This window comes from Enterococcus sp. AZ015 (assembly GCF_050499225.1).
Taxonomy (GTDB): Bacteria; Bacillota; Bacilli; order Lactobacillales; family Enterococcaceae; genus Enterococcus_D; species Enterococcus_D entomosocium.
Genome location: NZ_JBMHEX010000001.1, coordinates 2,169,913 through 2,193,014, shown reverse-complemented (window position 1 = coordinate 2,193,014; position 23,102 = coordinate 2,169,913). Strand labels below are relative to the sequence as shown.

At 44.5% G+C, this 23,102-nt stretch carries 18 protein-coding genes; 13 read left to right on the top strand and 5 right to left on the bottom strand.

Features of this window, described 5'->3' with window-relative positions; all coding sequences use genetic code 11:
- The first annotated feature begins 14 nt into the window (after positions 1-14).
- The 12 genes from IGK85_RS10265 to IGK85_RS10210 all read left to right on the top strand — a co-directional run bounded on the left by IGK85_RS10265 (position 15) and on the right by IGK85_RS10210 (position 15,817).
- Complete coding sequence (locus IGK85_RS10265; RefSeq protein WP_005235107.1) at positions 15-701, top strand: PulJ/GspJ family protein; 687 nt, start codon at positions 15-17, stop codon at positions 699-701.
- Positions 688-2,736, top strand: coding sequence for a hypothetical protein (locus IGK85_RS10260; RefSeq protein ID WP_008378689.1), 2,049 nt, complete (start codon positions 688-690; stop codon positions 2,734-2,736). The genes IGK85_RS10265 and IGK85_RS10260 overlap by 14 nt, the downstream gene beginning before the upstream one ends.
- A 14-nt stretch (positions 2,737-2,750) precedes the next feature.
- Positions 2,751-4,325, top strand: a complete 1,575-nt coding sequence (locus IGK85_RS10255) for a GspE/PulE family protein (protein WP_008378687.1) — start codon at positions 2,751-2,753, stop codon at positions 4,323-4,325.
- A 91-nt stretch (positions 4,326-4,416) separates the two neighbouring features.
- Positions 4,417-5,727, top strand: a complete 1,311-nt coding sequence (locus tag IGK85_RS10250) for a type IV pilus twitching motility protein PilT (protein WP_008378685.1) — start codon at positions 4,417-4,419, stop codon at positions 5,725-5,727.
- Positions 5,728-5,730: 3 nt separating this feature from the next.
- Positions 5,731-6,942, top strand: coding sequence for a type II secretion system F family protein (locus IGK85_RS10245; protein WP_008378683.1), 1,212 nt, complete (start codon positions 5,731-5,733; stop codon positions 6,940-6,942).
- A gap of 75 nt (positions 6,943-7,017) precedes the next feature.
- Positions 7,018-7,542: a type II secretion system protein gene (locus IGK85_RS10240; RefSeq protein ID WP_008378681.1), complete on the top strand. Its 525-nt coding sequence runs from the start codon at positions 7,018-7,020 to the stop codon at positions 7,540-7,542.
- Positions 7,543-7,638: 96 nt separating this feature from the next.
- On the top strand, positions 7,639-8,391 hold the full coding sequence (locus IGK85_RS10235) for a prepilin peptidase (RefSeq protein WP_008378680.1): 753 nt from the start codon (positions 7,639-7,641) through the stop codon (positions 8,389-8,391).
- Between the two features lie 108 nt (positions 8,392-8,499).
- Positions 8,500-9,546: a type IV pilus biogenesis protein PilM gene (pilM, locus tag IGK85_RS10230; protein WP_008378677.1), complete on the top strand. Its 1,047-nt coding sequence runs from the start codon at positions 8,500-8,502 to the stop codon at positions 9,544-9,546.
- 2 nt (positions 9,547-9,548) lie between these two features.
- Entirely contained in the window at positions 9,549-10,172 is a 624-nt protein-coding gene (locus tag IGK85_RS10225) for a hypothetical protein (RefSeq protein ID WP_005235120.1), read from the top strand.
- A complete protein-coding gene (locus tag IGK85_RS10220; protein WP_005235123.1) occupies positions 10,165-10,791 on the top strand; it encodes a hypothetical protein in 627 nt (208 codons plus the stop codon). The genes IGK85_RS10225 and IGK85_RS10220 overlap by 8 nt, the downstream gene beginning before the upstream one ends.
- A gap of 21 nt (positions 10,792-10,812) precedes the next feature.
- On the top strand, positions 10,813-14,856 hold the full coding sequence (locus IGK85_RS10215; protein WP_008378675.1) for a pectate lyase-like adhesive domain-containing protein: 4,044 nt from the start codon (positions 10,813-10,815) through the stop codon (positions 14,854-14,856).
- A 247-nt stretch (positions 14,857-15,103) separates the two neighbouring features.
- Positions 15,104-15,817: a demethylmenaquinone methyltransferase gene (locus IGK85_RS10210; protein WP_008378674.1), complete on the top strand. Its 714-nt coding sequence runs from the start codon at positions 15,104-15,106 to the stop codon at positions 15,815-15,817.
- Positions 15,818-15,914: 97 nt separating this feature from the next.
- Here IGK85_RS10210 and IGK85_RS10205 read toward each other — a convergent pair whose 3' ends face one another.
- From IGK85_RS10205 to IGK85_RS10185, 5 genes are all read right to left on the bottom strand, one after another.
- On the bottom strand, positions 15,915-17,720 hold the full coding sequence (locus IGK85_RS10205) for an ABC transporter permease (RefSeq protein WP_008378672.1): 1,806 nt from the start codon (positions 17,718-17,720) through the stop codon (positions 15,915-15,917).
- A gap of 13 nt (positions 17,721-17,733) precedes the next feature.
- Positions 17,734-18,486: an ABC transporter ATP-binding protein gene (locus tag IGK85_RS10200; protein ID WP_005235131.1), complete on the bottom strand. Its 753-nt coding sequence runs from the start codon at positions 18,484-18,486 to the stop codon at positions 17,734-17,736.
- Between the two features lie 7 nt (positions 18,487-18,493).
- Positions 18,494-18,856 carry a YxeA family protein gene (locus IGK85_RS10195; RefSeq protein ID WP_005235132.1) on the bottom strand — a complete coding sequence of 121 codons (363 nt, stop codon included), beginning with the start codon at positions 18,854-18,856 and terminating at the stop codon, positions 18,494-18,496.
- 168 nt (positions 18,857-19,024) lie between these two features.
- The gene (locus IGK85_RS10190) at positions 19,025-19,375 is read right to left on the bottom strand and encodes a hypothetical protein (RefSeq protein ID WP_008378669.1); all 351 of its coding nucleotides are present in this window, start codon (positions 19,373-19,375) and stop codon (positions 19,025-19,027) included.
- Positions 19,372-20,673, bottom strand: a complete 1,302-nt coding sequence (locus IGK85_RS10185; RefSeq protein WP_005235137.1) for a DUF1576 domain-containing protein — start codon at positions 20,671-20,673, stop codon at positions 19,372-19,374. Before IGK85_RS10185 ends, IGK85_RS10190 begins: the two co-directional genes overlap by 4 nt.
- A gap of 361 nt (positions 20,674-21,034) precedes the next feature.
- Between IGK85_RS10185 and IGK85_RS10180 the strand changes: the two genes are divergently transcribed.
- The gene (locus IGK85_RS10180) at positions 21,035-22,828 is read left to right on the top strand and encodes an oligopeptide ABC transporter substrate-binding protein (protein WP_008378667.1); all 1,794 of its coding nucleotides are present in this window, start codon (positions 21,035-21,037) and stop codon (positions 22,826-22,828) included.
- Positions 22,829-23,102: the final 274 nt, after the last annotated feature.

The window sequence follows — 23,102 nt, the reverse complement described above, 5'->3', positions numbered from 1 at the left end:
AAGGAGGGGCGCAGATGAAGCATCGATTACAGGATGAGCAAGGAATCACGCTTGTCGAATTGTTAGGGGCGATGGTCATATTCGGCATCATCATTGCACTCTTTTCTGGGACACTCTTTTTGATCGTCCAAGCCTCTGTTCGTCAAGGTCGAATTGCTGCCTTTCAAGGGATAGCGAATGAAATCTTGGCGCAAGCAGACCGAATCGCCAAAATTGATGGTATCTATGAACATGCGGGGTATTTAGGAAAATATGATAGTCTTCTTTTCCACGAGGAACATATTGTCAAAACAATGCCCGAAGGAACCTTAGGGGCAACGATTACGGAAGAGGGCAGTCCGCGAATGGTTGTGACTGATATCACAGATACCAACAATATTCGTGCCAGAGTCTATGATACGAAAGATCCTACGATTAAGTTAAAGATCATTCAACAAAAAAATGAGAATGAAGCGACGTTGACCCATCACTATACGCCAAATTATCGCGATACGTTCAGTATCCAGACCAAGTTTTTCGTTTTATTTTACACGGAAACGATCAACTTTGCGGATTATTATGATGATTTGACTGGCTGGTGGCAGATGGAGGATCTGGTCACTGATTACCACAAGCAGATTATCTATAAACGAGAATTTACGATCAATTATCGTGACAATGAGAAAGCAAGAGGGGGGGTACCCGGGAATGGACGATGGTAGACAAAATGAAGCTGGTTTTGCGCTGATTTATGCCCTCGCGGCGATCATTCTTTCCTCTTTGATGATTGGCTTGGTCTTCCTTGTTGCTCGAAATGTCAATTCACAAATTCGAACGATAGATAGCTTCCGTCGAGTGGAAGATGTACACGAATATTCCTTTCAACTCGCTTCTCAGGAGCTAAAACTGAGAATAGATGATTTCATCACTCGAACCATGCAGAATGGCGGCTTCTATTCTAATAATAATGACTGGCAAGACCATCTAGATAACGAATTGAGATTTGTGCTGGACGAAGTCGATGTGAATGAGAACATCGATGATAAATTTTCTTTTACCTCCTCTGTCGTTGACTATGAATATAATGAGATCGCCCCTTATGTAATGACCAAATCTGGTGGGGAGCAAGGATGGATCCAATCCGCCTCGATGCTGCCAGATAAAACCAATCTTCAAATCATTATTCAAATTCAATCGCAAGTCACGGATCAGACGCAATTGGCTGAAGGGCAACCGCGAGTACATACAGCTTCTGCCGAATATATCTATGAAATGCAGCTTGAAGAAGAAGACCTCGAACAAAGACAAACACAGCTGGATATTTGGCGAAACATTTTTTATCCCTATTACTTACCCTCTACAGCAGGGCAAGCTGTATCCGCCGATACTTGGGTTCGAAAATTGTTTGAAGTCGCCGATTTTCAACGCGTACGTCCATCGTTTGATTATCTCGCTTTTGAATCGGATGACTTCTTGCAATTCGGGTTTGCCAACAATGTCCTGCAAGATTTTCAAGACGGCAGATTTTTAGATTTTCGAACAAAGCCGATTCTTAATTGGCTGCATTTCGATGGTTCCTTTTTCTTTAATCATGGGGTCCAGATGGAAGGACAGGGAAGCGGGCAATTTTCGGCAAAAAGTCTGCTTGCGATCCAGAATGATGGCGGACAGCCTAGTAACGGGTTGAACGTGATCAAAGACATCTTCTTGCAAGCCGGTTTAGGAATGTATATCGATTTGGGCAGTCGAGCTGGCAGTCGCTTGGTCCTATCACAAGCATATACGGATATCCTTGCTGGAAACGTATGGATCAACAACACCAATAGTTCGGCTTCGAGAGTTGAGCAAGAAGGGGTTCTCTTTGCTGAAGGCCATCTAAATGTTTCCGTAAATTCACCGGATGCGGGCACTGGGTTAGGCGAATTAAATACCAATTATTTTAATTTTTATCATCGAGAAGCCACGAAACAGAACCCTGCGGCAGATGGTAGTTTGACGTTTATGAAGCCGTCGATGGTTCTGACGAGCAGCAATTTTTATGCGGGACCAGTCACGGAAGGCTCGATCGTGCATAGTACCGAAGATACGGAACGAAGGATTACTGTTTATGGTGATTTTATGCTGACGAATACGATGATGCCTAGTGGTGGAACAATCGATGATTTCTCGTATTTTCAGAATCAAAATCAATTCACAGTGCCCCATGACCCGTCAAGAATCACATTGGATGGCAGCAATACCATAATGGAGGTTCACGGGCTTTCATTTATCGATGCGCCGAAAACTGCTCGTAGATTGGCATTAGCAGAAGCCGGCAGTTCAGCGGTTTTTGATTCTTATTATGAAGATCCAGCGTATTGGAATCAAATCACCTTAAAAAATGGTGCCCAGCTGATCTTGGGTCATACAGGCGTTGAACCCTTTCATTTAGCTGTGGATAGAGAGTCGACCTTTGTCATGGAAATACTGCCAGATTTGGCATTATTTGACCCGACTTTTTTAGCAACAGGGGCTCATAACCGTCGTCTTGAAGGAACGGTCGTTCTCGTACCTTACTATATGGATGACCAGGTGGAACTAGAAAATCAACTGCAACAATTAGGCGTCAATTATCGCGTCCGCGACTTTGAAAGTCAGGCACAACCGGGGGAGGTAACGATCCTCAGAAGTTTTTTGGATCGAAACATGTGGTCTGATGATGAAGCATATTTAACCGTTACACGAATGTTTGACTATATCAACAAACTCGATTATTGAAAGGAGGGCGCCAGTTGCCGCAATCAAGTGAAAGAACGCCACGTAGAAAACCTAGAAGGCCTCTCAAAAAGTCTGAGAGTAGTCCAAGTTCAACCACCGCTGAGAAAACACAAACAGGCAACCTGTTTGACTTAGAGATCAGCTCAGAGGTTTTGTCACTGATCCCCCGCTCGTTTGCCAAACAGCACAGCGTCTTTCCATTAGAAAAAAAAGGCAACCGCTTGACGGTTGCGATGGCAAACCCTGGGGATTATGCGGCGATCAATGAAATGCGTTTGATCACTGGGTTATTGATTCGTCCGCAAAAAGCCCACAATGCCGATATCCAACAACTGATCGTTCGCGATTACCCTTCTGAGATCAGTTTGGATGGCTTGAGCGACTCTCTCGTTGAAACCATCGATCCAGAAGGCGACTCAAAATTAGATGATTCGCCAATCGTAAAATTGGTCAATACCCTGCTGCAAGATGCAGTGGATCGGGGCGCCAGTGATATCCATTTCGATCCCCAAGAAAAAGGATTAGTTGTCCGCTTACGGGTCGATGGGGAGCTTCGTACCCATGAAAACTTGCCTAAGAGTATTCAGACTGGTGTGACTTCACGACTGAAAATCATTTCCTCCTTGGATATCACCGAAACACGTGTGCCACAAGATGGTCGGGCAATGATTCGTAACGGGGGCAACGTGGTTGATTTGCGGGTCTCGGTTTTGCCTGTCATTCATGGGGAGAAAGTCGTGATTCGGGTGTTGGATCGCTCCAGTGGCATTCGGCGCCTAGATGAGTTTCGCTTTGAACCGAAGGTATTGGCGACCTTTAAAGCGATTTTGCATAAACCCCATGGAATCATTCTTGTCACAGGACCGACAGGATCAGGGAAATCATCTTCCTTGTATGCGGCGCTGCAAGAGTTGAACACGCCGGAGATCAATATTATCACCGTCGAAGACCCAGTAGAGTTTCAGCTGCAAGGTATCAACCAAGTGGCAGTCAACAGCAATGTCGGTTTGACCTTTTCCGCTGGGTTACGGTCGATCTTGCGGCAAGACCCCAATGTCGTGATGGTGGGAGAGATTCGAGATGGCGAAACGGCGGAGATTGCGATTCGGGCTTCCATGACCGGGCACTTGGTATTATCCACCCTGCATACCAATGATTCCGTCAGCACCATCAATCGCTTAGTCGACATGGGGGTAGAACCGTTTCTGGTCGCTAATGCGTTAGAAGGCATCTTAGCTCAACGGCTCGTCCGAACCCTTTGTTCTTCTTGTAAAACAGTAGGACCAGCCAGCGACAAGGACAAGCAGTTATTTGAATCCTATGGCATCACGGTTACGGAACTGGCACAGCCTGTGGGCTGTCCAAAGTGTGGCAATACGGGATTCAAAGGGCGAATGGCCGTCCAAGAGCTGTTGACGATCGATGCCAAGCTGCGTCGTATGATCACGAACAAAGCGACTAACGACCAGCTGATGGATTATGTTCAGGAACGAAAGATGCGCTTTTTGTTGGATGATGGGTTAGACAAAGTGCAACAAGGCTTTTCCACCATCGAAGAAGTCTTGAAGGTGGTCGCCGCAGAAGAGTGAGGCGCGGATTGATTTATCGGTGATCTAGGGATCACCGAAGAACTACATACATTGTTTTAAAAGGAAATGCACATAGAAAGGGGCTGGTTTAATGGATCAAACGAGAGTGGCAACACAAGAGCGAGCAACCAAAAGGGCGACGAGAGAAAAAACAGCTCCGACCCGTACCCGCATTCGGGAAAATCGTGAACTGAGAGAAAAAAAACGTGCCCACAGTCGCCAGAGCGATCAAGACCGATCTGTCTCGACGCGGGAGATCATTCAAAAAGCAGAACGGCAAGCAGTGACAAAAACGACGACTGCCAGCAGTACACAGGGCGTCAATCGCAACGAAGCGGCGCAATTTGCTGCCATGTCACCTAAAGAGCGGATCGATCATTGGTTGATGATCGCCGTCGAACAAAAAGCATCGGATATCCATTTAGTCGAAGGCGTACCGCCGATTTTTCGTCGCCACGGCGACTTGCTACCGATCGAAGGGGTTCCGACCATCGACACCAAGGACATCGAAGCCATTGCCGAAATCCTTTGCAACCAACGGCAATGGGAGGAATTCAAGGGAAAAGGCGAGACCGACTTGGCCTACGAACTAGGCGACATCTGTCGCTTTCGGGTCAATATTTTCCGCCAAAAAGATACCGTTTCGATCGCCTTGCGGCAGATCCCCATCGAGATCCCGAAGTTAAGCAAACTCGGTATGCCGACCGTCTTGCGGACTCTGATCCATAAAAGCCAAGGCTTGTTCTTAGTTACAGGGCCGACCGGTTCAGGGAAATCAACGACACTGGCTGCGATGCTGGACTATTTGAATGATACCAAAAAGACGCATATTTTGACGTTGGAAGACCCGATTGAGTACATCCATAACCACAAAAAAAGCATCGTTGCCCAGCGCGAAGTCGGCAGCGACACCATGTCCTTTGGCAATGGCTTACGAGCTGCCCTGCGTCAAGATCCAGACGTCATCTTAGTAGGGGAGCTACGAGATTTTGAAACAATCTCGATTGCTTTGACGGCAGCGGAAACGGGACACTTGGTATTAGGAACCTTGCATACGTCAAGTGCCCCAGCGACTATTGAACGGATCGTCGATGTCTTTCCTGCCGATCAGCAGACTCAGATTCGTACACAGCTTGCTGGCGCATTACTAGGGATCTTGTCCCAGCGCTTGCTGCCAACGATCGATGGCAACGGACGTGTAGCAGCAACCGAAATGATGCTCAATACCCGAGGGATCGCCAGCTTGATCCGTCAAGGGAAAACCCACCAGATCCATAATATGTTGCAGATGGGGAAAAACGAAGGCATGCATACCATGAGCGCCTCTTTAGAAGAACTGGTTGCTGCGGAACGGGTCGATGCTGATGTGGCAGATAACTTAATGGAGGAAGGGGGCGAATAGCCGATGGCACTCTTTGCCTATCAAGGCACCAATGTCCGAGGCGAAACGTTTTCTGGCAGCTTGCGTGCCAATTCCTCCGTCGAAGCCCGCCAAAAACTGCGCCAAAAGCATATCAAAGTCAACAGTTTGATCGAACAGCCAGAAACCTTGGCGAACAAAGAGATTCAACTCTTTACGAAAGTTTCGTTAAAACTGTTGGTAGGGTATTTGCGCCAGTTTTCGACACTGATCGCTTCGGGGATCACGATTGTTGATGCCTCACGAATGCTGGAAGAGCAACAAAAAAACCCGAATTTCAAGAAAATTCTTGGCGAAGTTCGGGATGAGATTGATAGCGGACGCCCGCTCTCAGAAGCCTATAAAGATCATCCCAATGCCTTTCCGACACTTCTGACCAGTGTCATCGCTGTTTCGGAGATGTCTGGATCACTGGAAGGAAATTTAAAGGATATGGCGGATTACTATGAAAAAAGCGCCGAAAACCGTAGCGGGATCGTTACCGCGATGGTCTATCCAATTATTTTAGTGATTTTAACCTTTATCGTGGGGATCATTTTATTGGTGATGATCGTTCCGATGTTCGTGGAAGTATTTGAAGGATTTGATGCCGATCTGCCGACGATCACCGTCGCAACGATGGCGATCAGCGAGTTCCTTCAGTCCAGAGGATGGGTTTTAGCCGTCTTGATCGTCGGATTTTTCGTCGGACTGTGGATCGCGCGACGCGATCCAACCTTTGATTTCGCTTTTCAAAGTTTTCTATTACGCATTCCACTGGTGGGCGATATGATCACCAAAAATAGTTTTTCATTATTTATGACAACCATGTCGACACTGCTTAGCAGCTCTGTCGGTATGGTGACCGCCTTGAATATGAGTCGGGATGTCGTTGCCAATAAATACATCAAGCGAATCATCGATAACTGTGCCTTTCAAATTGAAGAAGGTGGCAAGATGAGCGATGTCTTTCGCGGCAACATGATGGTTCCGATGTTAGTGACCCAGATGGTCGAGATTGGCGAAAGTACTGGTTCCCTTGAGGACATGCTGAAACGATTGAGTATCATCTATCAAAAAGAAGTTGATGAAACCAGTAAGCGACTGAAAACGATCATGGAACCGATTGTCATCTTGATAATCTGTGTGATCGTTGGCTTGATCGTTGCGGCGATCATGATCCCGATGTTCGATTTATTCGGTGCGATCCAAGGGTAATGAATTTTGGTATTATCAAGCCACCTAGACGGCTTGTTTAATATATATGGAAGAAACAGGAGGAGTAAACACACTATGATTGATGCAATTTTAGCAGAAGAAACAACAGACAATCGATTGAATAAATTATTGAAAGACGAGCGCGGCCTCTCCTTGGTCGAGTTGCTGGCAGTAGTCGTTATCTTAGCGATCATCGCTGGGATCGGGGTTATTGCGATTGGGAACGTGATTCAAAATGCTCGAGAAGATGCAGTTGTTTCTGATATTCAACAAGCTTTCTCAGCAGCAGTGCTCTATCAATCAACTAATAGCAACTTGAATGACGGGACAGCTAACGCGGTTTTAGATTTTACCTTAGAAGATGTAATGGATGATGGATTACTAAACAGTACATCATGGGAAGATACTGATAATGTTATGTTTTATATCGGATCAACAGGTGCTTTAACAATGTATGCTCCAGCTGGCGTTTTAAAGGCTGGACAAGAAAATAGCAACGAGATAGGTGTTCTCGGTACTGGGTTAACACAAAATCAAATCAATGGTTTAACTCGAGAGTATGTATTTGGAGATCCTCAACCAGCTCCTCCACCGTTATAAGATATTAATTTTTTTAGGAAACTAAAAACACCTCAAGTCACTAACCTGACCTAAGGTGTACGGCAACTCAACCCCCCAGGAAAAAAGGAGTTTTTTATGAACGAAATTTTGCAACAGATCCCAATGGGCCTAATCATTGGATATCTTTTCATCATAGGAATGTGTCTAGGTTCTTTTTTCCTAGTGGTTGGTTGGCGGGTTCCGAAAAAGGAATCCCTGCTGACTCGCTCGCACTGTGATGACTGCCAACAGACATTAGGTGCAAGGGACCTCATTCCAGTTTTATCATACCTTATTTTAAAAGGCAAGTGCCGTAAGTGTCAAAAAAAGATCCCGCTGATTGCTTTTCTTTATGAAGTGTTGATCGGCATGCTATTTACGGGTACGACCTTGCTGTTTTGGGGCACTGCTGAAGTGATTGCCGCTTGGTGTTTATTAGCCTTATTAGCCATTATTTCTGCCAGCGACATCTTCTATCAGCTGATCCCCAATAAAGTGTTAGCCCCTTTTTTCGCCGGAGGGATCGGTTTACGGTTGATCCAACCGCAAAATGAATTTTGGTGGTATTGGCTCGTTGGCTTTTTTGCTGGCTTCTTGCCATTGTATCTCTTAGCGGAGCTCAGTAAAAAAGGCATGGGTGGCGGCGATATCAAATTATTTGCCGTCTTAGGCGTGTATATCGGCCCAGTACAAGTCTTGACGGTTTTATTTGTCGCTTCTTGCTTGGCAGTGATCTTTTACGTGATCCAAATGCTACGGGGCAAAGTCAAAAGCCGCTACATTGCTTTTGGTCCCTTTATCGCCATTGCTACCGGCATGGTTTATCTTGGCAGCGGCTGGTTCCTTTGAATTGGGTTGCTGACCTTGGCGTTTGCTTGATTTGCTAAGCAAGCGTTGTACATAGAAATAACGTTGGTTCCTTCATATAAAACCAACAAGAAGAAAGCAGGTCCTCGTATGTTTGGCAAAAAAACAATTCCCCGCTTAGTAGGGATCGACATCCAAAAAAACTGCATCCGTTACTGTACCAAAAAAGGTGACCGTCTCAAATACGGCGAGCTGGTTGTGAATGGTACGATTTTTAAAGATGATAAGCTGCGCAATCCTGATAGTCTTGAAGCCGCCTTCAATGAGATTGCCAAACGCTTGGGATTACGCACGATGAGTGTGGTGATCACGGCACTAAATTCTCGTCTGCTGATCAAACAGATCCCAATCGGTAAGATGAACTCGGAAAAAGAGATTCGCGAGTACTTGTATTTTGAATTGGGGGAGTCCATCTCTTTGCCTTTTGAAAACCCGATTTTTGATCTACTGATCCTTGGTAAAGGCAACAAGGAAAAAGCACCAAAAGCACAAAAGAAAAAAGCCAGCAAGAAGGAAGAAAAAGCAGAGCCGCAAGCTGTGGTCATCCAGCGGAATCGGTTTACCATCAATGGCAATGTGCCAGTCGTGGTCACATCAGAGCCGATTTTGATTCAACTAGGCGATACATTGAAAAAAGGCGGCCATCAGTTGATGGGCGTCGATTGCAGTTTTCTGGCGTATAGTCGCATGTTTCAGCGACAGATCAACTGGAGTGAAAATTTCGTGCTGGTCGAGTTAGATGCTGGCATCGCTAATATCACCTTTTTTGAAGAATTGGTGCCGACTTACGTGCAGTATGAAGATTATAATCAAGCCAACTGGAAATATATTGAAAAAGCCCAATCTGTGCAAGTGAACTTTAGGGAAAGTGCGGAGATCCAAGCTCTGGAAGGGTTAGCAGAAACCTTGAATTCGGTGATTGCTTACTATTATCAGGAAATCTCGCCTGATTGTGAATTGAAAAAAATCTACTTAGTCGGCGGTCATCCACTGCTGCGGAAAGAAGTCCAAGAAATATTTCATGAGTTGTCTTCTTTGCCGGTCAAAACGATTTCCGCAAAAGTAAGTGAAACCAGCAAGAAAAAAATTCCCGACCGCTATATCTTGGCTGCGGGATTAGCGACGAAAGAGGTGTAACCATGAACATCAATCTATTGCCTAATAAATTTATCCGTAATCGGGCGTTTGAAGTCATTCTTTCGGTTTCGCTTCTCCTTTCGTTAGTAGTCGTTGGGGTTTGTGGGTTAGGCTTTTGGTATTATCAAAGGCTGGTGACCAATAATCAAAGCAATATCATGTCTAGTCAAGCAGAGCGCATCGTTTTCCAGCGCCAGTTAGAAGAGATGCTGGCATCAAAATCACAAGAGCTACAAGAATTCATCGTCCTGCAAAAGCAAGAGAAATATTTCACGGCTCCCATTATGGAAACCTTTGAGGAAGTGGCATCAGGGATCGATGTGACCATCAATTCGTATAATTTGCTGCTAAATGGTGAGGGGACAATGTCCGAAACAGCCCAAGACGGCACACCATTGTTTCCTTCGGTGAACTTGGCGGTCCAAGGAGATGTTTATGAAAGTCTGATTCGCCTTAAATCGGCTTTTGAAGCAATTGATTGGGTACATCATGTGACTTATCAATCTTTTTCTCATAGTTCAACGCCGCAAGATGGGCGCATCACTGTCTACCTCTCACGAATCGCTGCACCACAAGTGATCAGTGAAGAGAGCGAAGAGGAAAGCGAGGTGGAAGCGGATGACTAAAGTCTTTTTCTCCAAAAAACACATCATCATCTCCGCGGTAATTGCGTTAGTTCTCGCTACCTCAGTACTCATTTTCTGGCTATTTTTACTGAATCCCAAACGTGCCGAAGGGATCGAATTGGCTCAGGAATTAGCTGGGATCGAAGCTGAGATCCGTGACATTCAGGAACAGCTGGTCTACCTACAAGCGGAACCAGACCTTCTTTCCTCAGAGACGGTCAATGAGGTGCCAATCATTCCCAATGGTATGGCGATCGAGTCTTATTTTACCGATCTCGCTGCCCTTGAAACGGAATTGCCGATCACGATTTTGCAATCGACCTTTAATGAAGAGATGCTTTACCCTACACCAGAACAACTGGCGGATCAGACCGGTGACAATCCTTTGGCTACGCAATTTCGGGTCACAAGGATCGGCTTTGACCTCCTGAGTGAGACGAATGAAGGAATCGTGCGTTTTATTGATCGGATGGAAAACCTGAATCGCTTTTTAAAAGTGGAATCAGTCGAATATCGGCAAGGAAGTAATACGTCAGGAGCAGATGCGTTTTCGGCAAGTGTCGTTATCAAGCTGTATTATCTATCGAGCTTTGAAACGGGACAAGAACTGTTGGAGTAATCAAAGGAAAGGGGTGCCTAGATGAAATCATTTACTGTTCTGGCGACTGTCTCGAAAATCAAACTGGCTGCCGCTGCATTAGGGGGCTTTATCGTAATTTCTATCTTGTATGCGGTCTTTGCTATCCATGGTGGCAATTCCTATGAAGTGTCCGGTCACTTTGACCCAGAAACAGGACAATATGTAGTGACGATCGAATCGGAACAAGCCGCAGGCGAGACGCTTTTCTTGATGGCGAATCATGAAGCGCTGGTGTCATTAGAAATGTTTGAAATGCTTGAGCTTGAGGAAGCGACCTTGCATCCAGCTGAACAAGAGGGTGTTTATGGTGTGGCAATCGAAGTGGCGCCTACGGAAGAAACGTTGTCCTTGGCATTACCGGTCTCTTTAGGAGAAGAAGACGCCATCGAATTTGTTCTTAAACGGGGAAACCGAACGCTGCAAAAAATCGCTCCGCCTTCTCTCGAGGAACGACAAGCCTTGCGATTGGAAGCCGACATGGCTGCAGAAGAAGCAGCCTTTCTTGACATTCAGCAGCAGGAAACCAATGAGTCAGCGGCAGTCGAACTACTTTCAGAACGGGCGATGCAAGGAGAGCGTGCCGAAGTTTCGGACTATCAAGAGCTGCGGGCTGCTTTTAGTGATTCCTCGATCTCTGAAATCGTGTTTCTCGCTGACATTACCGCTGATTATACGAATGAGGCCAACAATCGCTTAACTGCGTTGAATCGTTCGGTGTCCATCGATGGGAATGGCTTTACCTTAACCACACCGAAGCGTTTCAACACGAACGGGACACCAAACTATAGCACGAATCCTACTGGACGTTTCTTTGAACTGACGACTACCCATGATCGTCAACCAGCGGTCTTTGAGTTAAAAAATATGACGATCGATTTTCAGGGGAACAATCTAGGATTAAACGCGTTGATCTATCAACAATCGCTGGCAGCTTCGGCTTTTTGGACGGTCAAAATAGAAAATATCGAGGCAAAAAGTGGTGTGCTAGAGGGAAGTACGGGCAATGATTTCCTTTATTTGCAGCAAGGAAATCTCGAGATTCGCGGAACGTTCCATTGGGTGGCTCACAAGAATCCAACCGCAGGTACTAATAATGATAATGGCAGCTTTAATGTCAAAAGTGTCTTGATTACGGATGAGGCGGATGTCAAGATCTCAAATACTCGGCCAATTTTTCGACTTCATCCAAATAACAACAACATTTCAACCTCGTTTCGAGTCAATAAGGGTTCTAAAGTAGACCTCTACAGCGTCCAGCGGCAAGTAATTTGGGCAAATCTCGAAGGACGTACTAATGAAGTGATTTTTGAAGTCGATGGAGAAGGCACGGTCTTAAATGTCTCATCACAAATGAATTTAGCGGGAGCGAACGGCGCAATAATTTCCTTGATTGGACAACGGGATGAGGGGAATAACAAGTTTTCTCGTACGATTATTTCTGGCGGTGCGGTCGTAAACTCCTATTCTAGAGCCCCCAGTCCCACGAATGGTGTACCGCAAGGAACCACAGCTTTTGTCAATCAGATTTCGAAAGCGGGATCGACCACCAAACTCGGCGGCAATGTGACGGTAACTGGGGAAGGGTCGCAGTTTAATTTGTTTGGCGATGGTCAACATCATGACTATGGTTCAGTTATGCGGTTTCGCTTAGTAGGGGAGCAGACCTTTGTGCTTGCCGACCAAGGGAAAATGAATATCGTCAAATACCATGGCAATGCGGCTGCAGTGCGGATGTACGGGCGGAACAACGAGTTCTATGTGGAGTCAGCTGGTCAGTTGAATATCTTTAACCATGCCGGCACCAGGACTGCGGCAGATGATGGCATCTATATTGATGAAACAGGTTTTGCCGTATTTGATCAGTACAATGATGAAGAACGAGAATTTGACCCATCTGCTGATTCCACCATTACTGCCAGTAATGGCTCAGATACGGCTGGTCGACAAGGCATTCAATTTCCTCTTGATGGCAGTGGAACTTCGGTTTTTCATGCACAAGGTGAAAACAGTCGAATCCATATCTATGCACATCGTGGACCTGCTGTTTGGATGCAAGGCGGAGAAGCCGAGTTCTTAGCTGGAAAAGACGCGACTTTTCGAATGGAAGGTCGGACCCTAGGTGCAAATAATGGAATAATCAGTTCGGTTGCCAGAAGCAATTTTGTGATTGATGAACCACTGTTTTATGACTTCCGAAATAATCGTCCGAATGGCGGACAAGCTTTTTCTAATTCGAACCGTAACAGTACCTTTATGTCTAATCGTGTTGGACTAGCGGTTTGGGAAAAGCGCAACGACGTGAATCTAGATGGTGATCCGGACAATTTCTGGAATCCACTGAGCTATCAACTAGGCAATGTCAATTTTGCACAAATCGTTAGTCCGCAGCCGGGAGAGCCTTTTTCAAATGAATTCAACAGTACGACTTTTAGGGGCGGGAATGCCTATACGCGATTTTCTGCCAATAATTATCCGCCAATGATCCAGCACTTAGTGACCCCGACCAATGCCGACAAAACCTTTTATGCCAAAGCGGTCGTTCCGTATGAATACACGGGGGCGATTCGCGATGCCTGGGATGATGAGGTCTGGGTGGAAGTTGCTTTGAAGGACGAAGCAGGCAACCAGCTTGAAACGCAATGGCTTTCCTCCAAATCAACTGTCGATGTTTTTGGTGAGGTGCATAATGGTGTGATCGCATGGACGCGGGACGACTTTTTCAAGACAGGTCAACGTTTTGAAGTGCTGCGTGCCCACCGAGGATTAGACCCGACGATGGAGGATGTTGACGATTCGATTTTCATTCATGCAACAGAAGAGAGTATTGCCGCTTTGCCTGATGCGGTCGTCGTGGATGTACGACCACCGACTGGTCTGCAAGTGGCAGAGGATCAGGTCTTTAATGAACGGACGACAACAGTTTCGGGGATCATGGATTTTCATTCTCCGCAAGACGATCAGCCAAAAGAGCGCGTCGCCATTTATGCGAGTACCGCGCAAGGATTGATCCGTGATGCTTCAGGTGACCCATTTGTCATTACGCTTGATGCCGAACAAGGCAACTCCGTGCCATGGCAGTATCAATTACCACGTCGCCTTGATCCTGAAGAGGATGTGTATATCGAATTTTACGCGAAAGATTTTGCAAATGATCGTTATGACGATTTCGTAGGAACGTTACCAGATACGACCACGACGGAACCCAATGGTCAGTTGGGGAGCACGAGTCCTTCCGCCAGCGATTACGAGGACTATTTAGGGTATCGTGATGCCATTGGCGATGATCGTTTCCCACCAGCGCTATCCTTTGAAGTCACCAGTATTCGACCTTCTGACCCATCGATTACGTTGCGAGTACCGCAAAGCTTTGATCGTGATGAAGAAGGCAATCCGATTATCACCGTCGGCAATCAAATGATCTTGCGGACGATCGTAGAAAGCAACGATGCGCGAAATTCTGGGAAAGACGATATTGAAAATGCTGTTGTGACGCTAGATATCTCGCCGAATTTATTGACGTTCTTAAATGTCGATGCGCTCGTGTACCAAGACAATGTCGCCTCGGCAACTCTTTCTGGCGATCGTATCACGATCCACTTAGAACGCCCGATCGCACCTGGAGATCGCATAGAATGGAACTTGACTGCTCGGGTGGATGAACAGGCAGCTGCTGGGAATGTTCTGACCCCGGTAACGATCAACGGTAGAGTTTCGGGGAATCAACCAGAGACGGAAAACATTTTGATAGGGGAAGACAGTCTCACGCTTCAGACCGGTACACGCGCTGTCACTGGTGAGTTGATCAACCTTGCTGTTCATAACAATCATCTGCAGATTTTTTATTCCAATCTTAGTACCTTTGACGTCTATATGGATGGCACCTTTTATCGAACATACAACGTGCAGCAAAGACCCGTAACGGATTCTGTCACCCTTGACATTCCTGTTCATGACATCCGTAATTTGATTTCTGTGCGCTACAAAGATGAAAATGGCGCAGACCGTGTTTCTTATTGGAACAATATCTGGGACTTCATCGATTAAACGTGAATAACCTGTTTAAAAGCTAGAAGAACAGTCTTTCACTGCTGGATCCGCTTATTGCTGACCGAATTGCCTTGGTCAACAACGTGGGGATCTATGTAGGAAAGGCTGTTTTTTGGTGGGGAAATGACTGAAGGAAAAGGAGAAAGCAGGGTTTTTGTTCCGCAGGTTTTTTCGTGCTAGACTAAAAAGCAGAAGCACGTGAAGCAACAGCAAAACGAAGGGAACAAAGAAAGGACGTGCCGCAATGGCAACAACAGCCAAAGAAACCAAAGTACATGATGTATTTGAATCGATCGCTTCCCGTTATGATCGAATGAACGGTATTATCTCCTTTCAGCTGCACAAACGGTGGCGCAAGGATACCATGAAACGAATGGCAGTACCAATGGGTGCGGAGATATTAGATTTATGCTGCGGTACCGGGGATTGGGCGTTTGCTTTAAATGAAGCGGTCGGTCCGACGGGGCAAGTGACCGGCGTTGATTTTAGCGAAGAAATGTTAACGGTTGCCAAAGCAAAGGCACAGAAAAAGCAACAAACGCAGATCCAGTGGCAGACCGGCAATGCGATGGCATTAAGTTTTCCAGACGCGCACTTTGATTATGTGACGATCGGGTTCGGGTTGAGAAATGTCGCGGATCGCCAACAAGTCTTGGCGGAAATCCATCGGGTGCTGCGCCCAGGCGGGAAAATCGTTTGTCTCGAAACATCACAGCCCGCACTGATCGGCTGGCGGCAACTGTTTACTTTTTATTTTCACCATGTCATGCCGTTATTTGGCAAATTGTTCGCCAAAAGCTATCAAGAATATTCATGGCTCCAGGAGTCTGCGCGGGATTTTCCTGACAAGGAGGCATTGAAACGGGAGTTTCAGGCAGCTGGCTTTGATGTGCTGCAAGTCAAAAGCTATGCAGGAGGTGCGGCCGCGATGCATATGGGCGTTAAACCTCAAAGCTAACGGCGTTTTTTTTCGATAGAAGAGCGACGAAATGAAAGAGACCATCAAGCGGATTGATGGTCTCTTTGCGTTGAGCAATTCAGAAAGTCTGTACGAGTTATTTTTTGTTTGGTCGTAAAACGATGTTGGTGTATAACCAGATGGTCACCACGTAATAAATGGCATAGAGAGCAATAAAGATGCCAAAGGGCAGCCATAGATCGTGGTACGGATCGATCATCAATGTTGTGAACATTTGTAATCCGAACAAGACATGGATCATCCCTAAGATACCAGGAACTAGGAAGAGCACACCAATCTCTTTGCGGATCGATCCTTTCAATAAGCTAGTCCGGGTTCCGATTTTTTTCAACATCGTATAGCGTTGAATGTCGCTGTTGGCCCCAGAAAGAATTTTAAACATCAAGCAGCTTGCTAACATCGTCAAGAAGGCGATCCCCAAGAAAAAGCCCATAAATTCAAAACCCGAGAAGAGACCATTATACGTGTCATAGACGAAAACCCGTTGCGAAAAATTCGTATCGGCAGTTTCAGTAGTATTGGTTTCTTGGTTTGTTTGCGCCAATTCATGTAATGCATCGTAACTTGCTTGAAAGTCTTTGACTTGCACCATTCGCAAGCTGGATTCAGGGGCATTGATTGTGTCAAAAGCGGTTTGATCGACAACTTGGATCTCTTTGCCTCGTTGTTCTGGCAAGAGGTAGCTACGCAATTGGTCCTGCGCGGTGATATCTTTGGCTAATTGGTCTCCCGACAGCTTGCTGTAGGTAACGTCGATACTCAACTGATTCGTACTGGTGCTGAGCAAGTTGTTCTTGTTGAATTGATCTTTATTGTAATAAAGGGTGTCGTCTGTTTCCTTCAGACTATAAGTGACATCAAGAGTCGGCTTTAAGGCTGCAACTTTTTCGTCAGAAGCATTTTGGGCATTATTCAAATACAAGTCATAAGGGGCAACGGATTTTGCCATAATTGGGATCTCGTTTTTGAAGCCCAGACCAACAGTCAAGGCACCTAATGCAAGAGCAAAGAGCATGGCTACCATCGATAGCATCTGCGTATAATCACGAATCCGAAAGCTTAGCTGAGACAAGGTGAAATTGTTTAACCTTTTCAAAGCAATGGCATCGGTCCTCTTCAGCAAAGATAAAATCGTGATGATCACGGAACGAAAGACAAGGTAGGTCCCTAAAATAATAGTAACTAGGGCAACACCGATCCCCATCAATTGGAATTTCATCAAGTCGCTCATCATATAATAACCGACTGCTAAAGAACAAATCCCTAAGACAGTTTGCAAAAAGAGCATGAAAGGACGTTGCTTGACTTGCGCCGGAGTGCTGGTTTCTCGTAACAAGGCTAAAATTGATTTCTTGGCAATTGCCCGTGCATTAAAGATAGCAGCGATCAAAAAGAGAATCGAGAAGAATGCAAGTGTCACGACTAATGCTTGTAGATTAAAGGCCGCATAATGGCTGATCTGTAAATTTAATTGGTTCACTAGTAAGGTATTGACACCACTGGCTAATCCAATACCTAGTAAAGAACCAACAGCAGTGGCGGCGATCCCGACCAAGAATGTTTCAATGAAAATCATTTGGGCGATCTTACGTCCTTTGGCTCCTAGCATCATAAACATGGCATAGTCTTTTTGCCGCATCGCCATTAAGAAAGAATTGGCGTATAAAATGTAGGCAAAGGTGATGATCCCCAATAAGACAGAACCAAAGCGAAAGATAAAGACCACCATACTGATGATCGAGTTGCTTTTTAAAAAGGCTTCATTGCTGGCCATTGATTCGAACATATAGAAGATGGCTGAGGCCATGACTAAACCAGAAAAGAGGACGATATAATCCTTCAACCGGCCTTTGATTCCGGTAAGTGATAATTTCCAAAGCATGTGTTCTTCCTCCTTATTGTTCCAAGTTTCCTAGAATGACAAGGATCTTGCGGTAAAATTCTTCCCGGCTTTGATCCTCACGTTTCACTTCTTGATGGATCTTCCCGTCCTTGATAAATAAAATACGTTGGCAATAGCTGGCAGAAAGGGGATCATGAGTGACCAATAAAATCGATACTTGGTCATTGGTATTCAAGTCGTCCATCATATTTAATAAGTCTTTGGCACTTTTTGAATCCAAGGCACCTGTCGGTTCATCCGCAAAAAGAATCGTTGGTTCCGTGATCAAGGCTCGAGCGGCTGCCACCCGTTGTTTTTGCCCACCTGAGATTGCTGCCGGATAGTTGTCGAGGATATGCGTGATAGACAAACGTTCTGCGACTCGTTTGATCCGTTGTTGGATGATCTTTGGTTTGACTCCTTGTAAAGAAAGGGGCACCGCAATGTTTTCAGAAGCTGTTAAGTTTTCTAGGAGATTGAAATCTTGGAAGATGAAGCCAATTTCACGGCTGCGAAAATCTGCCAAGGCATCGCCTTTTAGTTTGGTGATGTCGCTGTTGTTGATGCGGATCGTACCTTTGGTTGGATGATCCAAGGTTGAAAGAATGTTCAACAAGGTAGACTTACCGGAGCCTGAAGCTCCCATGATTCCGATAAATTCACCTTTTTCAATATCAAAGCTGATGCCTTTCAAGGCTTCGGTTTGTTTTTCGTTGGCTTTTCCGTAAACTTTAGTAAGTTCACTTGCTTGAATAATTTTTTCCATGATTAAGTTACGCTCCTTTTAATTGAGTTAGTGCTTTTGCGGGAATGTCTTTTTCTTTGACCTCTTCATAGCTGGTCACGCCTTTTTTCTCATTCCATGTAAGTTTCAAATAGGCTTCTTTACGCAAAGGCCGCTCTTGGAAACCATTGAAATCAAGGGTTTTGCTTTTGCCATTTTCGTCATAAGCCGGTAGTTCATAGTGGTATTGAGTATAGACATTGCCACTGTCATCTTTAGAAGTCGTCTTTTCGCCATCTGTCGTGATTTGGACATAATAGCTGTCGCCCCCCATGATGACTGATTCAGCAATTTGCAATGCACCAAATCCCACAAGCACGACAACTGCTAGTCCAATCAAAAATTTTTTCATAAATAGGTCACCTCGTTTTTTATTATGATGAAAGTATAACGCTAGTTTTCTGAAAAGGAGTGTGAAAAATCTATCAATAAACTTTCAATTTTGTCACGAGGAACGAACAAAAAAACGTTTCTGAATTGTGTGATCCACAAATCAGAAACGTCGTTTGCTTGTTACTCTTCAGTCATATTTTTTGCGAAACAGTTCAACGACTAGTTGTCCCTCATCATACATAATGGCGGCTTCATCGATCATTAATCCCAATAAATAGTAATCTTTTTCTTCATGGATCGTTTGATGACCGCCCAACAGTTCAACGTAATAGTTTTCCAAGGTACTGTCTCTTGGTGTATTGAGCATGTTGATAAAATGTTCTAGATCAGAGGGCTGTTCAGGGAAAGGGCCCTGCACGACTGCTTTGAAACCTTCTGCTTCAAAGGCCATCTCGCTCGTTATCTTTTGACAGTCATGGGACAAAAAGTAGGTGACTACTTCATCGACGATTCGTCGTGCCCGTTCTTTTTCAATCATTTTTTTCGCCGCCTTCTGATTTGTTGGTATTCATCTAACAATGGTACCATTGCCGCCGCGACAAATCCACTGGAAAAACCGTTATTGTATAAGTTCAATCCTCCATGTAAATAAGTGATATTTGTGACCAGTGCTGCATGGACGATGCCTGCTAAGATACCAGCTACAGGACCATAATACCCACTGATCGGAGCTAAACTTGTTCCAAAGATCGCTGTGAGTAATAAGCTGAAGGTGGATACATCAGAAGTCAAACCGACTTTGGTGGCTAAGACCACCCCAATCATCACGGGCAAACTATTTTTCCAATGGTTTCCAAAGGCACTGAAACCAATCACGGTCAATACAGCCCCTAAAAGTGGACCGGAAAGCTCGCCTTGCAGCAGGAAAATAAAGACTAACATCAAGAGCCCCATCATTGCCATGTTCATCATGGTGATTCCTAGTGAAAAAATTGTGACATAATCGGTCATCAGTTTCCCAGAAGTTTTAAAAAGATCCGTTAAACCTTTTATTGATCGTTTATTTAAAAAATAACCAATAAAAAACAAGAAAAAACAAAGGATGAGCAAGAAAGCCGTCAGATAATAGTGATAGTCAGTCGTCAATTGCTTGTTCGAATAGACTTCCATGTCGAATAATCGTAAAAAGCTAGTGAAAAACATAGTGATAATACCGGTGGCAAAGCCAATATTGTACAAAGAAAATCCTTGATGGAATTGTAAAAATTGTGCTGCCAGTGGGGGGAGTGTTAAGCCAATCAAAATGCCGATTCCATAACCTAACGCGATTCCTAGGGGCAAAGGTAAGCCTAAGCCAAATGCTAAGTAACTAATGACGGGTGAGGCAGCACTGCCAAATAAAGCGACAAGTGAGTACTGGGTTGAGGGCCGTTGCTGTATGTAAGAGTATAGATAGACACCCAAGGGAATGGGGATTGAGTTAAAGATGTTTTTTCCAAAAAAAGAAAAGCCGGATATGGTAAAGAAAGCGGCGATCATCGGACCACTAATAATGGTTCCTTGCTTTTTAGCAAGCAGGATACTAATCAAAGTCAATAAGCCGCTATTCAAAAAGGCGCTTCCGAGATTGCCGATTGCAAAATAATCAGAAATCAAATTGCTAGGGGCATTCAAAATAGCCAACGATCCTTGCCACAATGCCTGAGGCGGCGAGGTGAACAAGCCGAGTAGAATCAACACACAGCTGTAAGCCAGAAGCAACCGCTGAGTTAAGAGCTGTGAGATCGGTGCAAAAGGTTTCGATTTCGTTTGTAAGAAAATTCGTTTGTCTGACATAGTTTCACTGAACGCTCCTTTTTTTCATAGTATCACATCTTTTCTCGTCTAAGAAGGTTTTTTTGACAGTTTCCACAAGGCGTTTTTCGAAAAATATGAGAGAAAAGGAACGTCATAAAAGAAAAACTTAAGGATATTTGAAAAAAAGCAATAGCGATTTATCAATGATTTTCGTCTTATTTTCAATAATTTCATAGATTGATGAAATTATTGACGGAAAGAGTTTTGAGAAAATTGTTATAATTTAGTTAATCTCGTTCAGATTTTCTAATAAAAAAGCCATTTTAAGATAAAAAAAACTGTTTGCTTGGTTTTTTTATCAGTGAATCACAAATGAGGGGATTTAATAAGGAGGAAGAGTATGAAGAAAACGAAGTTTGGCATGATTACTTTATTGGCAGCGCTTGTTTTAGGGGCTTGCGGACAAAGTAACGGAGGTGGAACAGGTTCGACAGATACAGGAGAGTCGTCATCAGACGCTGCAGCATCAGATATCAGCACATTACCGCTAGCGGTAGTCAATGATGATGAAGTGATTGAAGGTGGAGTTTTAGACGTTGCTGTAGTAATGGACACTCAGTTCCAAGGATTATTCCAGTGGGAGTTCTATCAGGATGCCTATGACCGTGACTTTATGTTACCAAGTCATGAATATCTATTCTTACAAGATGAGGATTTTAAGATTATTGATGGTGGACCTGCAGACTTAGACTTGGATGTCGAAAACAATAAAGCGACGATCACATTACGTGATGAACTAAAATGGTCGGACGGGGTAGATGTTACAGCCGAAGATGTCATTTTTTCTTATGAAGTCATTGGTCATCAAGACTATGATGGCGTTCGCTACAATAATGACTTTACTAATATTGTTGGAATGGAAGAATACCATAGCGGTGAAGCAGATACGATTTCTGGGATCACAGCAGTTAGCGATAAAGTAGTTGAGATCGAATTTAAGGAAATGCATCCTGGAATGCAGCAATCCGGTGGAGCAATTTGGAACGCGGCATTACCAAAACATACCTTTGAAGGTATTGAAGTAGCAGATATGCCATCCAGTGATCCTGTACGGACAAACCCAATTGGTTTTGGTCCTTACAAGATGACGAATATCGTACCTGGGGAAACCGTAGAGTATGTTCCGAATGAACATTATTATGGGGGAACACCAACATTAGAAAAAATTGTGATGCGTAATGTTCCATCTGCATCGATCAATGAAGCACTAAATGCAAAACAATATGATTTAGTATTGAAAATGCCAACAGATACGTTCGATACGTATCAAGATATGGATGGCTACCAAATGTTAGGACGACCAGAACAATCTTACACCTATCTTGGTTTTAATTTAGGAACATGGAATGACGAAACAAATAGTGTTGATTTTGATCCAAACGCAAAAATGGCCAACAAAGCATTGCGTCAAGCAATGGGCTATGCTATCGATAATGATGCGATTGGTGAGCGTTTCTACCATGGCTTGCGTTCAAATGGTACAACATTGATCCCACCGGTTTATGGTAGTTTGCACAGCACTGATGTGGAAGGTTACCACTTAGATATGGATAAAGCAAATCAACTCCTAGATGATGCTGGCTTTATCGATGTTGATGGTGATGGCTTCCGGGAAGATCCAGATGGCAATAAATTAACCATCAATTTTGCTTCAATGTCAGGTGGAGAAGTGGCACAACCACTGGCAGATTACTATGTCCAACAATGGCAAGAAATCGGTTTGGATGTCCAATACTCTACAGGACGTTTGATCGACTTCCAAGCATTCTATGACAAGTTGAAAAATGATGATCCAGATATCGATGTTTTCCAAGCTGCTTGGTCTACTGGATCAGATCCATCACCAACTAGCTTATGGGGACCAAATTCAGCCTTTAACTACACTCGTTACGAGTCTGAACGCAATACAGAATTGTTAGCAGCCATCGATTCAAATGATTCCTTCGATGAAGAAAAACGTAAAGAAGCATTTGATGCATGGCAAGAATATGCATTTGAAGAAGCGTTTGCTATTCCGACATTGTACCGTAACCAAGTTTTGCCGGTCTCTGATCGTGTCGCAAACTTTACGTGGGCATATGATCCAGATCATAATCCATGGGCACGAGTTGGAGTGACTTCAGAATCTCGCTAATCGATTTGTTGAATCACTGAAATCAAAAAAGAACAACGCTTTTGTCGTTTTCTGAAAAGCCAGCTCAGTTTACTTCTATAGTTAACCGGAGGGATGAGTTGTGCAAAATCAAATCTGGGTCAGGATAAACCAGATACGTTTTAAGATTTTAGCCCGAAAACCAGTTAGGTCTACGCACCTAACTGGTTTTTTGTGTACAAGTTAGGCCAGCATTTGACTGAAAAACGCCTGTCCTTCAATGAGCAGACAGGCGTTTACGAAAAAGATAAATCAT